At 55.9% G+C, this 16,616-nt stretch carries 16 protein-coding genes and 1 pseudogene; 6 read left to right on the forward strand and 11 right to left on the reverse strand.

Features of this window, described 5'->3' with window-relative positions:
* From tssM to ABJF76_RS04935, 4 genes are all read left to right on the forward strand, one after another.
* Positions 1–2,980, forward strand: a 2,980-nt coding sequence (gene tssM, locus ABJF76_RS04920; RefSeq protein WP_413822528.1) for a type VI secretion system membrane subunit TssM, incomplete at its 5' end; no start/stop codon positions are given.
* A complete protein-coding gene (gene tagF / locus ABJF76_RS04925; protein WP_413820003.1) occupies positions 2,980–3,648 on the forward strand; it encodes a type VI secretion system-associated protein TagF in 669 nt (222 codons plus the stop codon). The genes tssM and tagF, both read left to right, overlap by 1 nt.
* Positions 3,645–4,358 carry a PP2C family protein-serine/threonine phosphatase gene (locus tag ABJF76_RS04930; protein WP_413820004.1) on the forward strand — a complete coding sequence of 238 codons (714 nt, stop codon included), beginning with the start codon at positions 3,645–3,647 and terminating at the stop codon, positions 4,356–4,358. The genes tagF and ABJF76_RS04930 overlap by 4 nt, the downstream gene beginning before the upstream one ends.
* A gap of 34 nt (positions 4,359–4,392) precedes the next feature.
* Complete coding sequence (locus ABJF76_RS04935) at positions 4,393–5,286, forward strand: M15 family metallopeptidase (RefSeq protein ID WP_413820005.1); 894 nt, start codon at positions 4,393–4,395, stop codon at positions 5,284–5,286.
* Between the two features lie 39 nt (positions 5,287–5,325).
* Here the strand turns inward: ABJF76_RS04935 and ABJF76_RS04940 are convergent, their stop codons facing one another.
* The 7 genes from ABJF76_RS04940 to ABJF76_RS04970 all read right to left on the reverse strand — a co-directional run bounded on the left by ABJF76_RS04940 (position 5,326) and on the right by ABJF76_RS04970 (position 11,449).
* Positions 5,326–6,765, reverse strand: a complete 1,440-nt coding sequence (locus ABJF76_RS04940) for a TRAP transporter permease (RefSeq protein WP_413820006.1) — start codon at positions 6,763–6,765, stop codon at positions 5,326–5,328.
* A gap of 374 nt (positions 6,766–7,139) precedes the next feature.
* Positions 7,140–7,535: a hypothetical protein gene (locus ABJF76_RS04945; protein ID WP_413820007.1), complete on the reverse strand. Its 396-nt coding sequence runs from the start codon at positions 7,533–7,535 to the stop codon at positions 7,140–7,142.
* A gap of 27 nt (positions 7,536–7,562) precedes the next feature.
* The gene (locus ABJF76_RS04950; protein ID WP_413820008.1) at positions 7,563–7,703 is read right to left on the reverse strand and encodes a hypothetical protein; all 141 of its coding nucleotides are present in this window, start codon (positions 7,701–7,703) and stop codon (positions 7,563–7,565) included.
* A 416-nt stretch (positions 7,704–8,119) separates the two neighbouring features.
* On the reverse strand, positions 8,120–8,914 hold the full coding sequence (locus ABJF76_RS04955; protein ID WP_413820009.1) for an ABC transporter permease: 795 nt from the start codon (positions 8,912–8,914) through the stop codon (positions 8,120–8,122).
* Positions 8,907–9,674, reverse strand: coding sequence for an ABC transporter ATP-binding protein (locus tag ABJF76_RS04960; protein ID WP_413820010.1), 768 nt, complete (start codon positions 9,672–9,674; stop codon positions 8,907–8,909). The genes ABJF76_RS04955 and ABJF76_RS04960 overlap by 8 nt, the downstream gene beginning before the upstream one ends.
* 63 nt (positions 9,675–9,737) lie before the next feature.
* Positions 9,738–10,751, reverse strand: coding sequence for an ABC transporter substrate-binding protein (locus ABJF76_RS04965; RefSeq protein WP_413820011.1), 1,014 nt, complete (start codon positions 10,749–10,751; stop codon positions 9,738–9,740).
* A 32-nt stretch (positions 10,752–10,783) separates the two neighbouring features.
* Entirely contained in the window at positions 10,784–11,449 is a 666-nt protein-coding gene (locus ABJF76_RS04970; protein WP_413820012.1) for a GntR family transcriptional regulator, read from the reverse strand.
* Positions 11,450–11,659: 210 nt separating this feature from the next.
* Here ABJF76_RS04970 and ABJF76_RS04975 point away from each other — a divergent pair, with 210 nt between their 5' ends.
* Both ABJF76_RS04975 and ABJF76_RS04980 read left to right on the forward strand, forming a co-directional pair.
* Positions 11,660–11,782, forward strand: a complete 123-nt coding sequence (locus ABJF76_RS04975) for a hypothetical protein (protein ID WP_413820013.1) — start codon at positions 11,660–11,662, stop codon at positions 11,780–11,782.
* 2 nt (positions 11,783–11,784) lie between these two features.
* Positions 11,785–11,985, forward strand: a pseudogene (locus ABJF76_RS04980) (IS30 family transposase); the annotation flags it as partial.
* A gap of 142 nt (positions 11,986–12,127) precedes the next feature.
* Here the strand turns inward: ABJF76_RS04980 and ABJF76_RS04985 are convergent.
* The 4 genes from ABJF76_RS04985 to ABJF76_RS05000 form a co-directional block, all read right to left on the reverse strand.
* The gene (locus ABJF76_RS04985; protein WP_413820014.1) at positions 12,128–13,168 is read right to left on the reverse strand and encodes an NAD(P)H-dependent flavin oxidoreductase; all 1,041 of its coding nucleotides are present in this window, start codon (positions 13,166–13,168) and stop codon (positions 12,128–12,130) included.
* Between the two features lie 433 nt (positions 13,169–13,601).
* Positions 13,602–15,278: an acyl-CoA synthetase gene (locus ABJF76_RS04990; RefSeq protein ID WP_413820015.1), complete on the reverse strand. Its 1,677-nt coding sequence runs from the start codon at positions 15,276–15,278 to the stop codon at positions 13,602–13,604.
* Positions 15,275–15,646 (reverse strand): Zn-ribbon domain-containing OB-fold protein, encoded by a 372-nt coding sequence (locus tag ABJF76_RS04995; protein WP_413820016.1) that lies wholly within the window; start codon positions 15,644–15,646, stop codon positions 15,275–15,277. The genes ABJF76_RS04990 and ABJF76_RS04995 overlap by 4 nt, the downstream gene beginning before the upstream one ends.
* On the reverse strand, positions 15,643–16,616 hold a 974-nt coding region (locus ABJF76_RS05000; protein WP_413822529.1), incomplete at its 5' end, for a thiolase family protein. The genes ABJF76_RS04995 and ABJF76_RS05000, both read right to left, overlap by 4 nt.

Genomic DNA, 16,616 nt, shown 5'->3' on the forward strand with positions numbered 1-16,616 from the left:
TTTTCTTAAGATGCTCAAGAAAAACCGCAAACGCCAGCCGATCAACGGTGCGATTGTGGCTGTGTCTTTGTCAGATCTGTCTTTGCAGGACGAGGCGAGCCAAAAAAGCCACGCCGCCGCGATCCGTCGCCGTCTGCACGAATTGCGCGAAAAACTTGGCGTGCGCTTTCCCGTTTATATCATGTTCACAAAGTCCGATCTGATCGCGGGCTTTACTGAATTTTACGACAACATGGGCAAAGAAGAACGCGAACAGGTCTGGGGTTTCACCCTGCCCTTGCCAAAGAAAACCAAGGGAGAGCTTTCTCCGGTTGCTGCCTTTGATGAAGAATTCAGCCTGCTTTTGGGGCAATTGAATTCCCAGTCTTTGGAGCGGATGCAGCAAGAAACCGACCATCAGCGTCGCGCGCTGATTTCCAGCTTTCCGTCGCAATTTGCCTCTGTTCGCACGACCGCGCGCAGCTTTTTGGGCGAAGTTTTTCAGGACAACCGTTTTGAAAAACGCCACTTGCTGCGGGGTGTCTATTTCGCGTCCGGAACCCAAGAAGGCACGCCAATTGACCGTCTGATGATGGGCATGGCGCGCACCTTTGGCATCGGACGCCAAGCCATCGGCACCGGGCGCGGCACGGGGCGCTCGTTCTTTCTGACCCGACTGTTTGAAGGGGTGATGTTCCCCGAGGCTGGCCTTGTCAGCGCCGATGACAAAGTCGAACGCCGTTATCGCTGGACCAAGTATATCGCGATCACCGCTGCCGTTATTGGCGGTATTGGCATGACAGCCGTTTGGGCGCGCAGTTATCTGGGCAACGCGGCACTTTTGGCTCAAGCGACCGAAAGCGTCGACACCTACCGCGCACAGGCCTCGGACATCCCGAGTGGTCCTATCCAAGACAGCGATCTGCCGGGCATCGTGCCGGCCCTTGACACATTGCGCGGCTTGCCCGCAAACCCAGCCGCAGGCGATCCCGACCCAGAACGCGCGCTTACCTTTGGGCTGTATCAGGGCAAGGTCGTTGGCAACCAAGCCAGCCAATCCTATCGCGCCGCTTTGAACGAACACTTGTTGCCGCGCCTGTTGTTGCGTCTTGAGGAGCAGATGCAGGCCAACATGAACAACGCTGACTTTCTGTATGAAAGCCTGAAAATCTATCTGATGCTAGGCCAACAAGGGCCGATGAACACCGCCTTGATCAAAGAGTGGATGGAACTGGATTGGTCCGTTGCCTATCAGGGTAGTGGCCGTGACGCATTGCGCACCAGCTTGACACAGCACCTTGAAACGATGCTGGACGCTCCATTGGATGAAATCGCATTGAACGGCCCGCTGGTTGAACAAATTCAGGGCCTGTTGTCGGAAATGCCATTGGCCCAACGGGTCTACAACAGCATCATCAATGCCCCCCGCGCCAAGGCGCTGCCACAATGGCGCCTTACCGACATTGGCGGGCCAGCGATCAGCCGGGTCATCGTGCGTTCCAGTGGAAAGCAGCTAAATGAAGGCATCGAAGGCATCTTTACCTATGAAGGTTTCAATGACGTCTTCCTAGACGAAGCCCTTGGCGTCGCCCAACGTTTGCAAAGCGAAAGCTGGGTCCTTGGCGAACGCGGTGCAAGCGAACAAACTGAAACGGCTTTGATCGCAATGAGCCGAGATGTGTTGGATCTTTATTACTCCGACTATATCTCGCGTTATGACCAAATTCTTGGGGACATCGACATTATTCCATTGGAAAGCCTCAGCCACGCTGTCGAGGTGACCAATGTACTGTCCGGCCCAACATCGCCACTCGTTAACATCTTGAAAGCCGTGGCAAGCGAAACCCGGCTGACCGAAGAACGCAGCACACTTGGGGTCGACACATCGGGGTTGCAACAAGGCGCCAGTGACGTCGCCGCCATTGAGCTGCAATCGACGCTTTCTAGCCGCAGCCAACTGCTGCTGCGCGCGCTTAGCCAAGGCGTCACCGAATCCGGAGAACAGGGCCCGCCGCCCAAGAAGCCCGGCGAGTTCGTCGAAGAGCGTTTCGAGTGGTTGCAAACCCTTGTGGCGGGGCAAGAGGGCCAACCTTCGCAGCTTGACGAGTTGATGGCGCGGCTGACCGAAGTTTATCAAGAGCTCAACAAGCTGAGCTTTGCTGGTGGGGCAGGGGCTGGGGCCGGAGAGGCCTCAGCCATCGTGCGTTTCCAAGAACTGGCCAACCGTTTACCGGGGCCAATCCAACGTTGGTCGACGCAAGTATCCTCCGGTTCTTCCGGCATTGCCGCTGATGGCACGCGGTCTTCGATCAATGCGCAATGGCAATCTCAGGTCTTACCCTTCTGTGGTCAAGCGTTGGACAACCGCTATCCGTTCACGCGCGGTGCCAAGGCGGATGTCGCTATGGGCGATTTTTCCCGGTTGTTTGCGCCAAACGGCTTGATTGACGGTTTCTTTAACGACAACTTGCGCGATTACGTCGATACAAGCGCGCGGCCATGGGCTTGGAAACGGGTGAACGACACTGATCTTGGGATCAGCCCCGCAGTGTTGCAGCAATTCCAATATGCCGCTGAAATCCGCGATGCATTTTTTGCAGGTGCTGCGAACCCCGCTATCACCTTCCAAATCACGCCCGAGGCACTGGCCCCCGATGCCCTGGACGTCACCCTTGATATCGATGGAACCGAGGTCAAATACGCACACACCGTCGCCCCAAAACCGACTGCTGTGACATGGCCTGGCGCTGTTGGGTCGGCGCGGATCGTGATGCAACCACCGGTCAACAACAACACAAATGCGATCACCCGCGACGGGCCATGGGCGTGGTTCCGGTTGCTGAGTGCCGCGGAAGTGCGCCGCACAAATGTCAGCGACCGTAACCGTGTTGTATTCAAGATTGGCAGCCGTTTCGCGATCTTCACGTTACAATCCGGATCGGTGTTGAACCCATTTGCCTTGCCCGCCATGGGCAAATTCAGCTGCCCCAAGTCGTTCTGATGTCACAGGGGTTTGGCGCATTCGGCAAGATCCCCGGTATGGGCGATTTCCTAAGGGTTAATTTGCCTTCGGGTTTTATTCAGCCGTGGGACACGTGGTTGCAGACCAGCCTGCTGGATATCCGCAACCAATTGGGCGAGGGCTGGAATGACGCCTATCTGTCTGCCCCGATCTGGCGCTTTACGCTGCCTGCTGGGCTTGCTGGCGCGCAGTGCGTGACAGGCATTCTTATGGCCTCTGTGGACAGGGTCGGGCGGCAATATCCGCTGACCCTTGCTGCACTGCACGACGCCCCCAATACAGTCATGTCGCACTATGCAAATGGTGCCGTTTTTCAGCAGCTCGAAACCATTGCGTTAAACGCTTTGGAAGACCACGCGACCCGCGGCAGTCTGACCACAGCGCTTGCAGGGGTCAGCGTCGCACCATCCAGCGCGCCCATGCCCACAAGCTTGCCGTACGCCGGGACGGTTCCATTTTCAAAAGCCGTCGCCGTCCAAACGCTGACCCAAAGTGTCGGGGCGGCATCCGCATTGTGGTCGACGCAGATGCAAGACGATTACCGCATGCGCGCCACACCCGGTCTGCCGGAAGGGCGCGCATTGCGCAGCCTCTTTGATCTCTCCCCAGCCTTATGGAACGCATCTAGCGTGATGGACACAATATGACTTCAATCCGCTATTCCGCATCCACCCATGTGGGTCACAAACGCAAGGTAAACGAAGACAGTATCCTTGCCCTGCCTGATCAACGCATTTGGGTGGTGGCCGACGGTATGGGCGGGCACGCAGGCGGCGACTTTGCTTCCCAGACTGTGGTGGACAGCGTTGCGATGATCGACCCGACGCTTGAGCCGCTGCAATTGCTTGCCGCGCTGCGTGAAACATTGGACCAATCCCACACTCGCATTCTGGCCGAAAGCGCGGCGCAAGGCGGGGTCACCATCGGGTCAACTGTCGTGACATTTGCCATCGCCGAAGGCCACTTTGCGGCATTCTGGGCTGGTGACAGCCGTCTTTACCGTCTGCAAGCGGGCGAAATCGAGATGCTAACCACCGATCATTCCTATGTGGCTGATCTGGTGTTGGCGGGCGAGATGACGTGGGACGAAGCCGAACAGCACCCGCAATCCAATGCAATCACTCGCGCAGTCGGTGTCGGCGAAGAGCTAGAATTAGAAAAAATCCGCGGCCAGATTTTCCCCGGCGACCGCTTTTTACTGTGCTCGGACGGGCTGACCAAATACGCGACCTTCGAGACATTGCGCAAACTACTTAGTTCTGAACCCATCGAAACCGTAGCCGAAACTCTGCTGCACCTTGCGCTTGAGGGCGGCGGGGCTGACAATATCTCGATCATTGTGGTCGACATTCACTGACACCGATTTTTGAATAAAGGCAAAGCTAGGCAAAATGGAAAAAGGCGTTATTCCAATCATTCTGGGCGTCATGGGTGTGATCGTCGTCGCACTTGGCGTCCTGATCTATTTCCAGCTGCGCCCGACGCCTGAAATCCGCTATGAAACCGACGGAGATACCGAATTCGCTGGCCCCGCAATCGACAGCGGCGCCCGTATCGAAATTGAGGTTCTGCGTGGACAAATCGAAGCCATGATCGCGCAGAACGAAGCTATGAATTCCAAGGTCGCGGAATTGGAAAATCGCATCCAAAATATCAGCCGCGCGCCCACCAGCACAGCGCCTCAAGGCGGGCAGCAAGAACAAGGCGAATTTATCAGTGACGGTGGTAACGACATCATCGACGCCTACGCTCAAACTGTTTTGATCGCGAACCGTCGGAACTTGAACAAAGGCATGAAAATCGCGTCGCCCTCATATTTGGAAGGTGTCTTTGGTAAGCCGCGCGCCAACATGACGTCGGAATGTCAGTCGATGACGAACACTCGTCTAAAGGCCAAGTTGAAAACCGCGCGCGTCGGCCCCATTCGCGTCACCATGCAACAACCCGCACTGGATTCCCTGACGCGGGTATTCGAAAAGATCAAAGACACGGATCCCGATCTTTATGAACGGATCAACACAGCAGGTGCTTTGTGCGTGCGCCACATTCGTGGGGCGCCGGGGAGGACCTCGACCCATGCGTTTGGCCTATCACTCGACCTAAACATTGATGGCAAACTTGACCGGCTGGGCGATGGGAAAACCCAACTTGGATTGACCATTATTGCTGACTTTTTCCGCACCGAAGGTTGGTATTGGGGTGCGGGATTTTCGCGCGAGGACAGCATGCATTTTGAAGCCAGCCGCGATCTGGTCGAAAAATGGGTCGCTGACGGGGTGCTTTGAGCACTCAAGACACAAAACTTAGGCGCGGTTTAGCCTTGTTCAAAGAAACAGGCGTGCAAAGATAATTCCGATACCCAACAGGCCTAGAAGAATTCTGATAAGACCGTTGAAATTGGAAATAACGCCAAAAGATAGACACCCAAGCCCGATGGCCATTTGCACAAACGCCAAGCCCGATCCGAATGGGTTTGATTGCAGTCGAATGATGTCAGCGTTTGCGATCATGCCAAGCGGAATAATGTAAAGGCCAATGCCAAGCGCCATAGCGCTGAGTGCCACCTTCAACCAGTTTTCACCGACCATGCCGGCCGCGATAAACACGGCCCCGCACACCGGCGGTGTGATCGTTGACAGCAGCGCAAACCAGAACACGAACAGGTGCGCCTGAAGCGGTTCCAATCCAAGGTCGATCAGCGCCGGACCTGCAACCGAGACGCAGATGACGTAGGCGGCTGTGGTGGGCACCTCCATCCCAAGCAAGAGACACGCAAGCGCCGTCAATAACAGGGACGGCCAAAGCAAACCACCCGATCCTGACACGATAAACGAGGTCAGTTTGACGCCAAGCCCTGTGATGCCAAGGACCCCGATCACGATTGAGGCGCAGATGATGATTGACCCGATCATTGCGATTTGACGCCCTGCATTCAGGCAGGCTGTGCCCAAACGCTCAAACCCGAGTTTCAGATCTAGCCCGGTCTTTCCGTTGAACAACAATGCAATCAGCCCCACAAAAATGGCCAAGGCGGCTGAATATTGCGGAGTGTATTTGAACGCGAACATTGAGACCAGCAGCACTGTGAACGGGATTGCAAAGAAGGCTGATGTTACGATTACATCGCGCCGGTGTGGCCGTTGATCAGCAGGCACTTCCTTGAGGTCATAGCGGGTCGCATAGGCATCGATCCCCAGCCAGACGGCCACAAAGAACAGGATGGCAGGTAAAATCGCGGCGAACATGATGTCGGTGTAGGGAACGCCCGTGAGTTCGACCATCACGAACGCGCCCGCGCCCATCAACGGTGGCATGATTTGGCCACCTGAGGAGGCGACGGCCTCGACCGCGGCGGCAAGGCGTTTGGGATACCCAAGCTTGGTCATCGCGGGCAATGCCACAGCGCCCGTGGATGCCACATTGGCCGAGGCCGATCCCGAGATCGAACCAAAGAGCGCAGAAGACAGCACCGACACCTTGGCAGCACCGCCGCGCAAGCGACCCGCAGCGGCGTTGGCGACATTCATGAATCCTTGGCCTGCTTCGCCTGCGTTCAAGACGGCCCCGAAAATAACAAAGACGGACACAACTCCAACCGAAACACCCGTGAGGCTGCCCCAAATGCCACCTTCGGCGATTGTGAGCATCCCGAGGAAACTGCCCAATGGCGTGCCAGAATGGCCGAACTCGCCCGGAATATGTTTGCCGAACAGGCCATAGGCCAACATTAATGCTGCTACTGTCGGCAGTGGCCAACCGATCATGCGGCGCGCGCCCTACATCACGATTGCCAGCAGGAGAATCGCCATGAGCGTTTGTGTGTGGCCTTCGAGGAAACCGTATTGGTTCTTGAGGTTTTGATGGTTCAACGCGATCCAAAGGCAGCAAATAATGCCAACAATCGTAATCGCTAAATTGGCAGATAACTGCACGGCCCGGATGATTTAAACAGAAAAACCCCCGGTGGAATCATCGCCAAGTGCAATGGGCGCGACACTAAATTCGGGACCAATCCGTAAAAGATAAGCCCCAGATGCGCCACGATCATCAAAAGACCCAACAAGGCCCACAGCGTTTGAGTACTGTTTTTCAGCATGCTAAGTTTCCCGACTTAACGCCCGATCCGATCAACCGGGCGCTATCTTTGATATAAGCGATGCGCGTCGGTGATGTTCGCGATCATGTCCGGGCTGATGCCATTCCACCATGCCGCAGCACTGCCCATGTCGTCGCGCTGTTCCCAAAACGTTTTGGTCAGCAAGTAGGCTGTGTCGTCGCTCATTGCGCTTTTGGTGTAGGCAACGACGGGCAGGGATGTTGTCGAAATCGCCGCAGCTTCGATCACGTTTAACGCGGGGTAGGACCCGGCTGTGACAAACCCATCAATTTGGCCGTTCTTTAGGGCATCAACCGCATTGGACAGTTCGGAATCTGTCAGCGTTACTTTGCCTTCAAGACCAAACAGACCAAGGTATTTTTCGCCCTCGCGCGCCCCAAAAGAACCGTTGCCTAGCAGAATGGTTTTACCTTCCATATCTGCAAATATTTCGACGCCGCTGTCCTACAACACAACGAAATGCATCGTCAGGGACGGAATTGGGAACAACGCACGGATTTCATCAAATGCAGAGTCGCCTTTGCCCTCGAACATCGCGGCACCACGCTGGGCCAAGCCAACAAGGGCAGGCGGTGTTGTGAACACGTAATCGCCGCCACGTGCGCGGACTTTGATGACGTTCTGAACAGAGCCAGGCTTTCTTCGACGGTCACGACAACGCCACCATCGGTTTCCGCACGCATGGCTTCGGAAGTCTGCACGCCCGTCTGATAGTAGGACGATGTGGTTTTCGCAGATTTATAGGTGTTCCGTTCCTAAGTGAAGGCCGAGGTCGAAATCGCCACAAGCGTTGACGCTGCGATAACTGTTTTTAAGAGGTGTTTCATTTTCTGTCTCTCTCTAAACTTCGTTTGGGTACAAATGTTCAAACCCAACTTCGTTGTTTTCTTGGGTGAAATTTCAAACGGCTGCATTTTGCTTTGCTTGGACAAAGTAAAATTTCACTGGGTGCTCCCCTTTTGTTAATGCCGCACGGTTTGCACTCTGTTCAGGCTTGAGCATCAGGTCCGCCAACCCAGCAGGCGCCGTTCGACCATACCAATCACCGTGCTGACCAGAACGCCAAGCAACGACAGGATCACGACGCCTGCAAACAATCGTTCAAGATCATACAAAGACCCCGCTTCAAGGATATACGCCCCGATACCATATTCCGCGCCCAGCATCTCAGCCGCGACCAACAAGATGATCGCGATGGCAAGGCTGATCCGAAGACCCGATAAGATACCTGGCATCGCACCCGGCAACACGATTTTGCGCACGATAGACCACCACGATAGGCCAAAACTCTGGCCCATACGGATCAACGTGCGATCCACGTTATCAACAGCACCATAGGTCGCCACGACGGTTGGCGTGAAAGTACCAAAGGCGATCAGCGCGTATTTTGACCCTTCGCCAATCCCAAACCAAATCACGAACAGCGGCAACAAAGCAATTTTTGGGATTGGAAAGATCGCCGCCACAACGGGCACAAGCCCTGAGCGCACATATGAGAACAAACCAATCAAAATTCCGACGGAAATCCCGATACTGACGCCAAAGATCGCGCCAACGGTCAGACGCGAAAGACTGGGCCAAAGATGTTGATACAACAGCCCGCTGTCATGCAGCTGGCGAAAGGTTTCTAAGACGTCCGAAGGGCGCGGCAAAGACAATGCCGATATCCAGCCTGCGCGCGTGCCCCATTCCGTCACAAGGATCAGGGTCACAAAAACAAAAACGCCAACCCAACGGCGCGATTTAGGGGCAAAGCCGCCGCCGCGAAAGGCGACTGATTTTCCGGTGTCATCCATGGAGCAACTCCGAATCTGCCGCGCGGGCTTCTTCGCGCATCAATTGCCAAAGATGTTTTTGCGCTTTGTCGAGGTCGGCGTCGCCAAATTCACGTTCGGACAGCGGTTTGTCGATATCAACGATTTCGCGGATTTGGCCCGGCCTGCGGGACAATACAACGACGCGGTGACCCAGACGCACGGCCTCGGCCAGATTGTGTGTGACATAGACGGCAGTGAAAGGCTGACGGGTCCACAGTTCGACCAGATCGTCCATCAACAGCTCGCGCGTTTGGCTGTCGAGCGCCGACAGGGGTTCGTCCATCAGCATCACGGCAGGGTTCACCGCGAGGGCGCGCGCAATTGCAACGCGTTGTTTCATACCGCCTGACAATTGCTTGGGCAGAGCTTTGGCAAAGTCAGTCAATTTGGTGCGCGCAAGGACATCTGCGATGATCTCTTTGGCGGCAGCGCCTTTGATCCCGTGATCCTCTAATACTAACGAGATATTACCCGAGACAGACCGCCAAGGCAGCAGGGCGAAGTCTTGGAATATAAAGGTGAGCGGGTTCAAACACCCTTTGGGGACTTCGCCCATCTGTAAAACACGCCCTGTTTTGGGGCGTTCCAGCCCACCGATAAAGCGCAACAGTGTTGACTTGCCACACCCCGAAGGGCCGACAATGCACACGATCTGCCCGCTGGAAATGTCCAGCGAGATATCTCGCATCACCTCAAAATTGTCATAGGAATGGCCGATACCATCCAGACGAATGTCCATGAAAAACCCTTTGCCGAAACAAACAGGGACGGCCACCTGCCACCCCTGTCCGAGAGAGGTTGATTACGCCCCGATGACGTCCACGTAGGACGTGTCGACAAGCTGATCGATAGAGATGCCAGCATCAACCAGACCTTCAGACTGGAACCACGCAAGCTGATCTTTGATCGATGCAATGTTCAACGCAGCGCCAGAATTGATGCGCATTGTGCCATTGACAATCGATGGCGCCGCTTTGGCACGTTCGCGGTCCGTGTAGACATACTTGTGGATCAGATCGATCATCTCTTCTTGATCGGCAGTCTTGTCGATCATTGCAGCCGCATAGTCGTCAACGCCCTTAGAAAAGCCGTTAAGGAAGGCTTCGGTTTGACCACGCTCGTCTGCCGCATTTTTGGCCGACGTAAAGACTGTCGTCACCTGATAGTCAGGGATGTAATCGGAAACGTTTGCAACCATATGCCACGCGCCCGCTTTGGCCAACGGTTTGGCAAGGTGCGGCACGATGGACCACGCGTCGACTTGGCCGGATTTCATCGCACCAATGATCGCGCCTACTTTTTGCAAAGGTGTAAAGCGCAGATCGATGCCTTCGGCTGCGGCCATTTTGGAGCCCATGTAATGGAATGAAGACCCTGCTTGCGTGACCGCATATTTCTTGCCGTCCAGATCCTTCAGCGTTTTGATACCCGCCTGATAGGACGCATCCGAGATCAGGTATTTCTGCCCATCAATGCCGGCTTCCTCGCTGAGCGCGCCGCCGATCACTTTGATCGCGCCTTTGTCGGCCAAATTGATCAAACCACCAGACACAGCAGTAACCGCATAATCAATATCGCCCGAAGCGATTGCGACGGCCATCGGTTGTGCAGCTTGGAAAAATTCAAATTCCACATCAAGCCCCGCGTCCGCGAAGTACCCCCGTTCAAACCCGACGAAATTGCCAGAGTGCGACGTAAAGCGCAGCGCGCCAACTTTGATCTTTTTGTTCGCGGCCAAGGCAGGCGCTGCCAACCCAGACGCGGCTACGGTTCCACCCATTAGGGCAAGTGCCGTACGGCGGTTAAAAAGTGTCATGGTTTCCTCCCATTATGATCACTCAAATTATTTTAATGTCGCAATTCTGCTTCGACGTCCCTTTTCAAAAGCGTCAGTGCGGCGGCTTCGTTGCGGTCCAGAACGGCCGTCAACAACCCTTGCTGACGGGCCTTACGCGCATCCCAATCCAATCGCCCTTCGCGCATCTGAGCGAGCCTGAAACGCCGACTTTGGTCAAAAAATTTGCGGTGCAGGTCGATCAGGCGCGGGCTGTCGCAGGCCGCGATCAAGGAATAAGAGAACGCACGGCACGCCTCGTCCCATTCGAGTGCAACAAGGTCATCGGGGTTTGTTGCGGCTTGAGCTTCGGCTTTTTGTAATGCGTGATGCGCGGCCATCACGCGGCCTTCCCATGCCACATCCCCCAATGCGATGGATCGCGATAGCGCGACCTTTTCGACCTCAAAGCGGACCATCAAAATGTCGCGTACGTCGTCTTCGGTAGCCGAAGTGACGCGAAACCCTCGTTGTGCTGTGGCTTCGACCAACCCTTCGGTCGACAGTATTCGCAACGTTTCACGCATCGAGTGGTTCGACCCCCCATACCGCGTGCGCAATTCGTTAATCTTGAGCTTCTGATCAGGCAGCAATGTTCCAAACGCAATATCGCGCCGCAAAGAAGACGCGAGCAGTTCTACGATCGTGCTGTCGTCGGAATTTTTACTGGAGAAGAGCATTTATGTTCCGCAAAATAAAAAATGTTGGATATTTGTAGGTTTGTGTACACAGTTCTGTCAACCATCCGTCGCTTTCAGGAGTCCGGAGCGTAAATTACGGGAACAACCAACGTCTTCTTAATCAATGGGAATCTGGTTTCTGGCGACATGTCGCCTCCGGCGATCAACGTATGACTGAAAGAACACGCAATCGATGCCAGGATGATTTCGATGAACATCCCTTCGACGACAATCGGTTCGTTTTGGGAATTGTTACGCGCGTCCAAGACGTTTTTCGGGTATTTTGTAACCTTTGCACACAAGCAATCCGCTTTTGAAAAGGTCGACACCTGAAACGATATGCCTACTTCAAAAATGGCCGTGCCGAAAAATATTAACGCCATCTGCCAAAGCATCGCCGACGCCGCAGGCCTCGCGGCATCCGCAAGCATCATGGCCGCAGATTCCTTGATGAATTGGCCATTGCGCACCGCTCGGACATGGCCGCTGATCGCAGCCCGTTCGGACAATGGATTTGTGATTTGGTGATGTTCCGCAACACTTGGAGACGTGTTTTACGGTGCCTAAGTCCATGCCCCGACTGCAACAAAATGACGTTTATATCTTCGGATAAAAGCGCAACTATTTGTGGCGAGCAATTTGGCTCACCTTGAGGCATAAAGGTGAGCCTTTGCGCCTTCAATTTGGATCAAAGGCTGGTGCAAGATCATGGACGATGTCCCGTGCTGGTTTTGTTTCGCCGGTTTGCCAGTTTTGGCCTGCCCAAAGTGAAACGAAGTCCTCTGACCCTTCGGTCGCAGACTTAAGCGGGGACAATGCTGAAACTGCCAAAGGGAAGGCCTGGACATTGGCATTCATCGGGCCAATGTCACGTATCAATTTGTTCACAAAGCCCCGCGCAGGCCGTCCTGTGAAAACGTTGGTGATCGTGGTTTCCCGTTGCTCGGAACCTTCGAGGATGCTGCGGTGAAGAGGGGTGATCTTGGATTCGGTGGATTTCAAAAACCGAGTGCCCATTTGCACGCCTGAAGCGCCGGCCGCGAGGGCGGCTTTGATCCCAGTCCGATCTGAAATGCCGCCTGCTGCGATGGTCGGGATGCTTAGCATTGCCGATATTTGTGCGACAAGGTCCAATGTCGGTAACCGGTTTGTGGCGTCCATCTGCAAGAAGACACCTTGATGCCCTCCGGCCTCTTGGCCTTGTGCGATTACGGCATCGCATCCGTTGTCTTGTAAAAAGAGCGCCTCTTGCACCGTGGTCGCGGTTGCGATGATTATGGCGCCGGTCGCGCGAATGCGGTTCATAAATGCAGCCGTCGGTAGCCCGAAATGAAAACTGGCGATGGCGGGTTTGACAGCGCAGACCACGTCCACCATGTCTGAGTCTAACGCGCGGGGATACGCGTTTGTCGGGTAATCTGGCGTAAGGGACAGATCGTCGTAATATTCGTTTAGTTCGTTGAACCAAAGCGCCTCGCGTTGTGGATCGCGCTGCGTGACTGGGTGGCAAAAGAAATTGACGTTCAAGGGGCCTGTTGTGGCACCCTGAAACCGTGTTGCCGACTGTTGAAGGTCTTGCGGCGTCAAATTCGCGCATGGGATCGACCCAATTGCGCCTGCTTGTGCCACTGCAATCGCTAATTCTTCGTCTTGCGCACCTGCCATTGGGGATTGAATCAGGGGAACGCGCGCGCCGAGGTCATGGAATAATGAATGCATGTGTGCGTGACCTTATAGTTTTGACGTTTCAACGTCTGGGGAATCGGGAATATCAAACCCTGTTAGGGGTATCGCCAACAAGGGTATTGCCAAATTGTTTATGGCGGCGCGAGGTCTGACTATTGGTTAACTTCATGCTGTCATTTCCGCGGTGTAATCGCATCGTAGGCTGAAGGCATCCGCTGTATTTAGGGCGAACCAATGATACTTCCAGACCGTGTAGGTAGTCACCTCACGTGGATAGCTAAGACCTTTCTGGCGCGGCAAATCAGCTGGGATGATCATAGGGTGGGATGATCATAGGGTTCGTCTATCGTTCATCCCAACCCGGAACAATTTTTAAGATGTCCCGCTCCTCCTTGCGAATGCGATTATCACGCCGAAGCCCTAGCAAGATCGGCTATAAAGACGCAGCTGCGCCGTCAGGCCTGCGCTACTGCTTCAATGCAGATGTCTTTGCTTTGGCGGTTTCGGCATCCCGCAGGATCCGACGATTTATTTTGCCTGAGGACGTCATCTCGAATTTCTGCACAAAGTCGATTTCTCTAGGCGCTTTGTATCCGGCAAGGCGTGTTTTGACGTGATCTTTCAAGTCTTGCGCTAATGCATCGCTTACCTCAAAGCCGGACCGCGTGCTGACGATGGCCTTCACAATGGCCCCTCGATCCGCGTCTGGTTTGGCGATCACCGCGACCTCGGCGACGGCGGGATGGGATAGCAGACATTCCTCAACCTCTGCTGGGCCGATGCGAAAGCCTGAAGACTTGATAAGATCGTCGGACCTACCTTTGTACCAAAAATACCCATCCGCATCGCGCACAGCCAGATCATGGGTCCGCCAATAGTCCCCGAGCTTCATGTCGGCGGTTTTCTCGGCATTATTGAAGTAGCCGAGAAAGCGCGTAGGAGAGGTATGCGGTGTCACGACCTCACCGGGTTCGCCGTCTGCCACTTCTTGACCATCACCATCAACCAATAACACCTTATGACCGGGATATGCGCGGCCCATGGAACCGGGGCGGCGAGGGAACAAGGCTGCACAATTGCCGATCAGGTGATTGACCTCAGTCATACCGTAAAATTCGTTGCAGACCACGCCGAGCTTGTCCTCAGACCAGCTGAGGGTTTCTGCAGCCAATGCTTCGCCACCTGTACAGATGATGCGCAGCGACAAGTCGTGATCACCGCGCGGATCAGGGTGCTGGGCAAGGCGTTTGATGGCCGTAGGGGCGAGAAAGGTGTGGGTGACGTTGTGGCGGCTCATGAATTGATAGGCGTAGTCTGCTGAGAACCGTTCAAGTGATGTCACCACAGGCCGCCCCGCCATCCACGCCGGAAACAGCATATCGAGCAGCCCGCCGACCCACGCCCAGTCAGAGGGCGACCAATAAACCGCGTCCGGGTCATCCTGTGCGCGGTTAAAGAACAAATTGATCGAAGGCGTATAGGCGGCCAAAACGCGGTGGCCGTGCATAATACCCTTGGGTTTGCCGGTGGAACCAGAGGTGTACATCAGCAGGGCCGGGTCATCGGCGCCGCCAAGCTCGGGGGTGAAACCCGTCGCAGGATTCGTCATGGCAGCGCCGAGATCAAGATCATCAGCGCTTGGGTCGCGCATCATGACATGGCGCAGGTGGGGGAAGTCTTCGCCGCGCAAAGGTTCCCATGCGTCGCGGCTGGTCAGAATTACGGACGCCCGGCAATCGTTCAATGCGTGGGCGAGCGTGTCGGGGCCATAGAGCTGCGATAGGGTTACGGCGATGGCACCTAGTTTGGCAATCGCCATGTGGGCGATGCCCGTGTCAGGGTGTTGCCCGGTGTGCAGGGCGATGGGATCGCCTTTGCCGTAGCCCATGGCGCGCAGTTCAGCGGCAAGGTTGGTGGCCGCGGCGTCGACTTGGGCGAAGCTTTGGATGGTGGTTTGGCCATCGCTGTCCTCAAAGATCATCGCAGGTTTGTCGCGGTCTTGAGGATCGAGAAAGCGGCCGACGGTTGCGGTGTAGATATTGTAATCAGCGGGCCATTTGATCTGGTATCCGCCTGAAGGATCCCGTTCCAAATGCAGAACGGTCAGCGCGTCGGTATTGAGGGATTGGAGGTAGTCGCTCATGGAGTGGGCTCCGCTTTGAGGGTAGGGGTCGGCGGGTCATCGGTGCTGGTGGTCAGGGCACACCGGGTTGTGCCCTCTGGCAGGGTGTCCGCGCGGGCGATGCAGGCGCTGGTTGCACCGTCGAATTGTACCATGGCGATGTCGCCGTCCGTGCCATTGGTGCGGAACAGGACCTTCGCAGTCCCGTTTAACGTGCGCCATCCGTCAGTGTTTTGTCGGCAGGTTGGGCAGGCGCGAAGGGGTGGGAAATGTGCCGTGTCGCAGGCCGTGCAGGTCGATGCCACAGCCTTGCCATCGCGCAATCCGTCAAGCCACGGGGTCAGCCATCCCGCCCCAAGGGTGTAGTCGAGGTTCACTTGCCGTTTCATGCCGATACTCCCGCGCTCAGGGTGGTTACAGCACAGGTGGTACCAACGCCGCCATGGGTGTCTGCCAGCGCGTGGCCCAAGGGGCGGTCCGGTTGCAAGCCGCTGTGGTAGCGACCCTCAAGCAACAGGGCGCAGGTTGCGGTTTGGGCGACGCCCGTGGCGCCAACCGGAGCACCTTGGCCCATCAAACCACCAGAGAGATTGATAGGGCAGAGGCCGCCCGGAGCGAAGTCGCCATTGCGTGAGGCTTGAAGGGGGTCCTCAGCCAGACCGAGTGCAGCGATGGCTTGCAACTCGGCGCCAGCGTAGGCGTCATAGACTTCGGACACGGCGATGTCGGACGCGGATATCCCGGCCATTTGCAGCGCCCTCTCCGCGGCGCGGGACTTGGCTGCGAATTGGCCGGGGTCTGCGCGGTGACCTAAGCCCGGCAGATCGGACGCTGCCCCTATCCCGGTGATCCGGGGCGCCACTTTGCGCCGCGCGTCAGGCGCTGCGTCAACGCTGGAAAGGATCAACGCCGCCGCCCCATCGCTAAGAGGAGAGCAATGCAGCCGGCAATAGGGCGATGCGATCATGGGAGAGGCTGCAAATTCGCCCACCTCATGGTGCCGGGGCAAATGGGCATTTGGGTTCAGCATGGCATTGCTGCGGTTCTTCATTGTGACGGCGTGCAGATCGGCATCTGTTGCGCCGTTGCCGGCTGCGAAAGCCTGCCATGACAGTGCATAAAGACTGGTCGCCGTCACGCCAGCCAATCCGTCGGTCCAAAAGTCAAAGGAATAGCCGTAAAGTTCGCGGATGCTGTCACCTGCCAAGGCGCTGGCAGAGGGATCAACCCCAACAACCGCCACATGCCGCGCGCGGCCCGAGAGAATACGCTCGACACCGGCATGCACCGCCAATTGGCCGGTGGCTCCGCCGCCTTCGACGCGCAATGTCTCGGCTCCGATGAGGCCAAGATCCTGCG

The sequence above is a fragment of the Tateyamaria sp. genome (assembly GCF_039940735.1).
Classification (GTDB): domain Bacteria; phylum Pseudomonadota; class Alphaproteobacteria; order Rhodobacterales; family Rhodobacteraceae; genus Tateyamaria.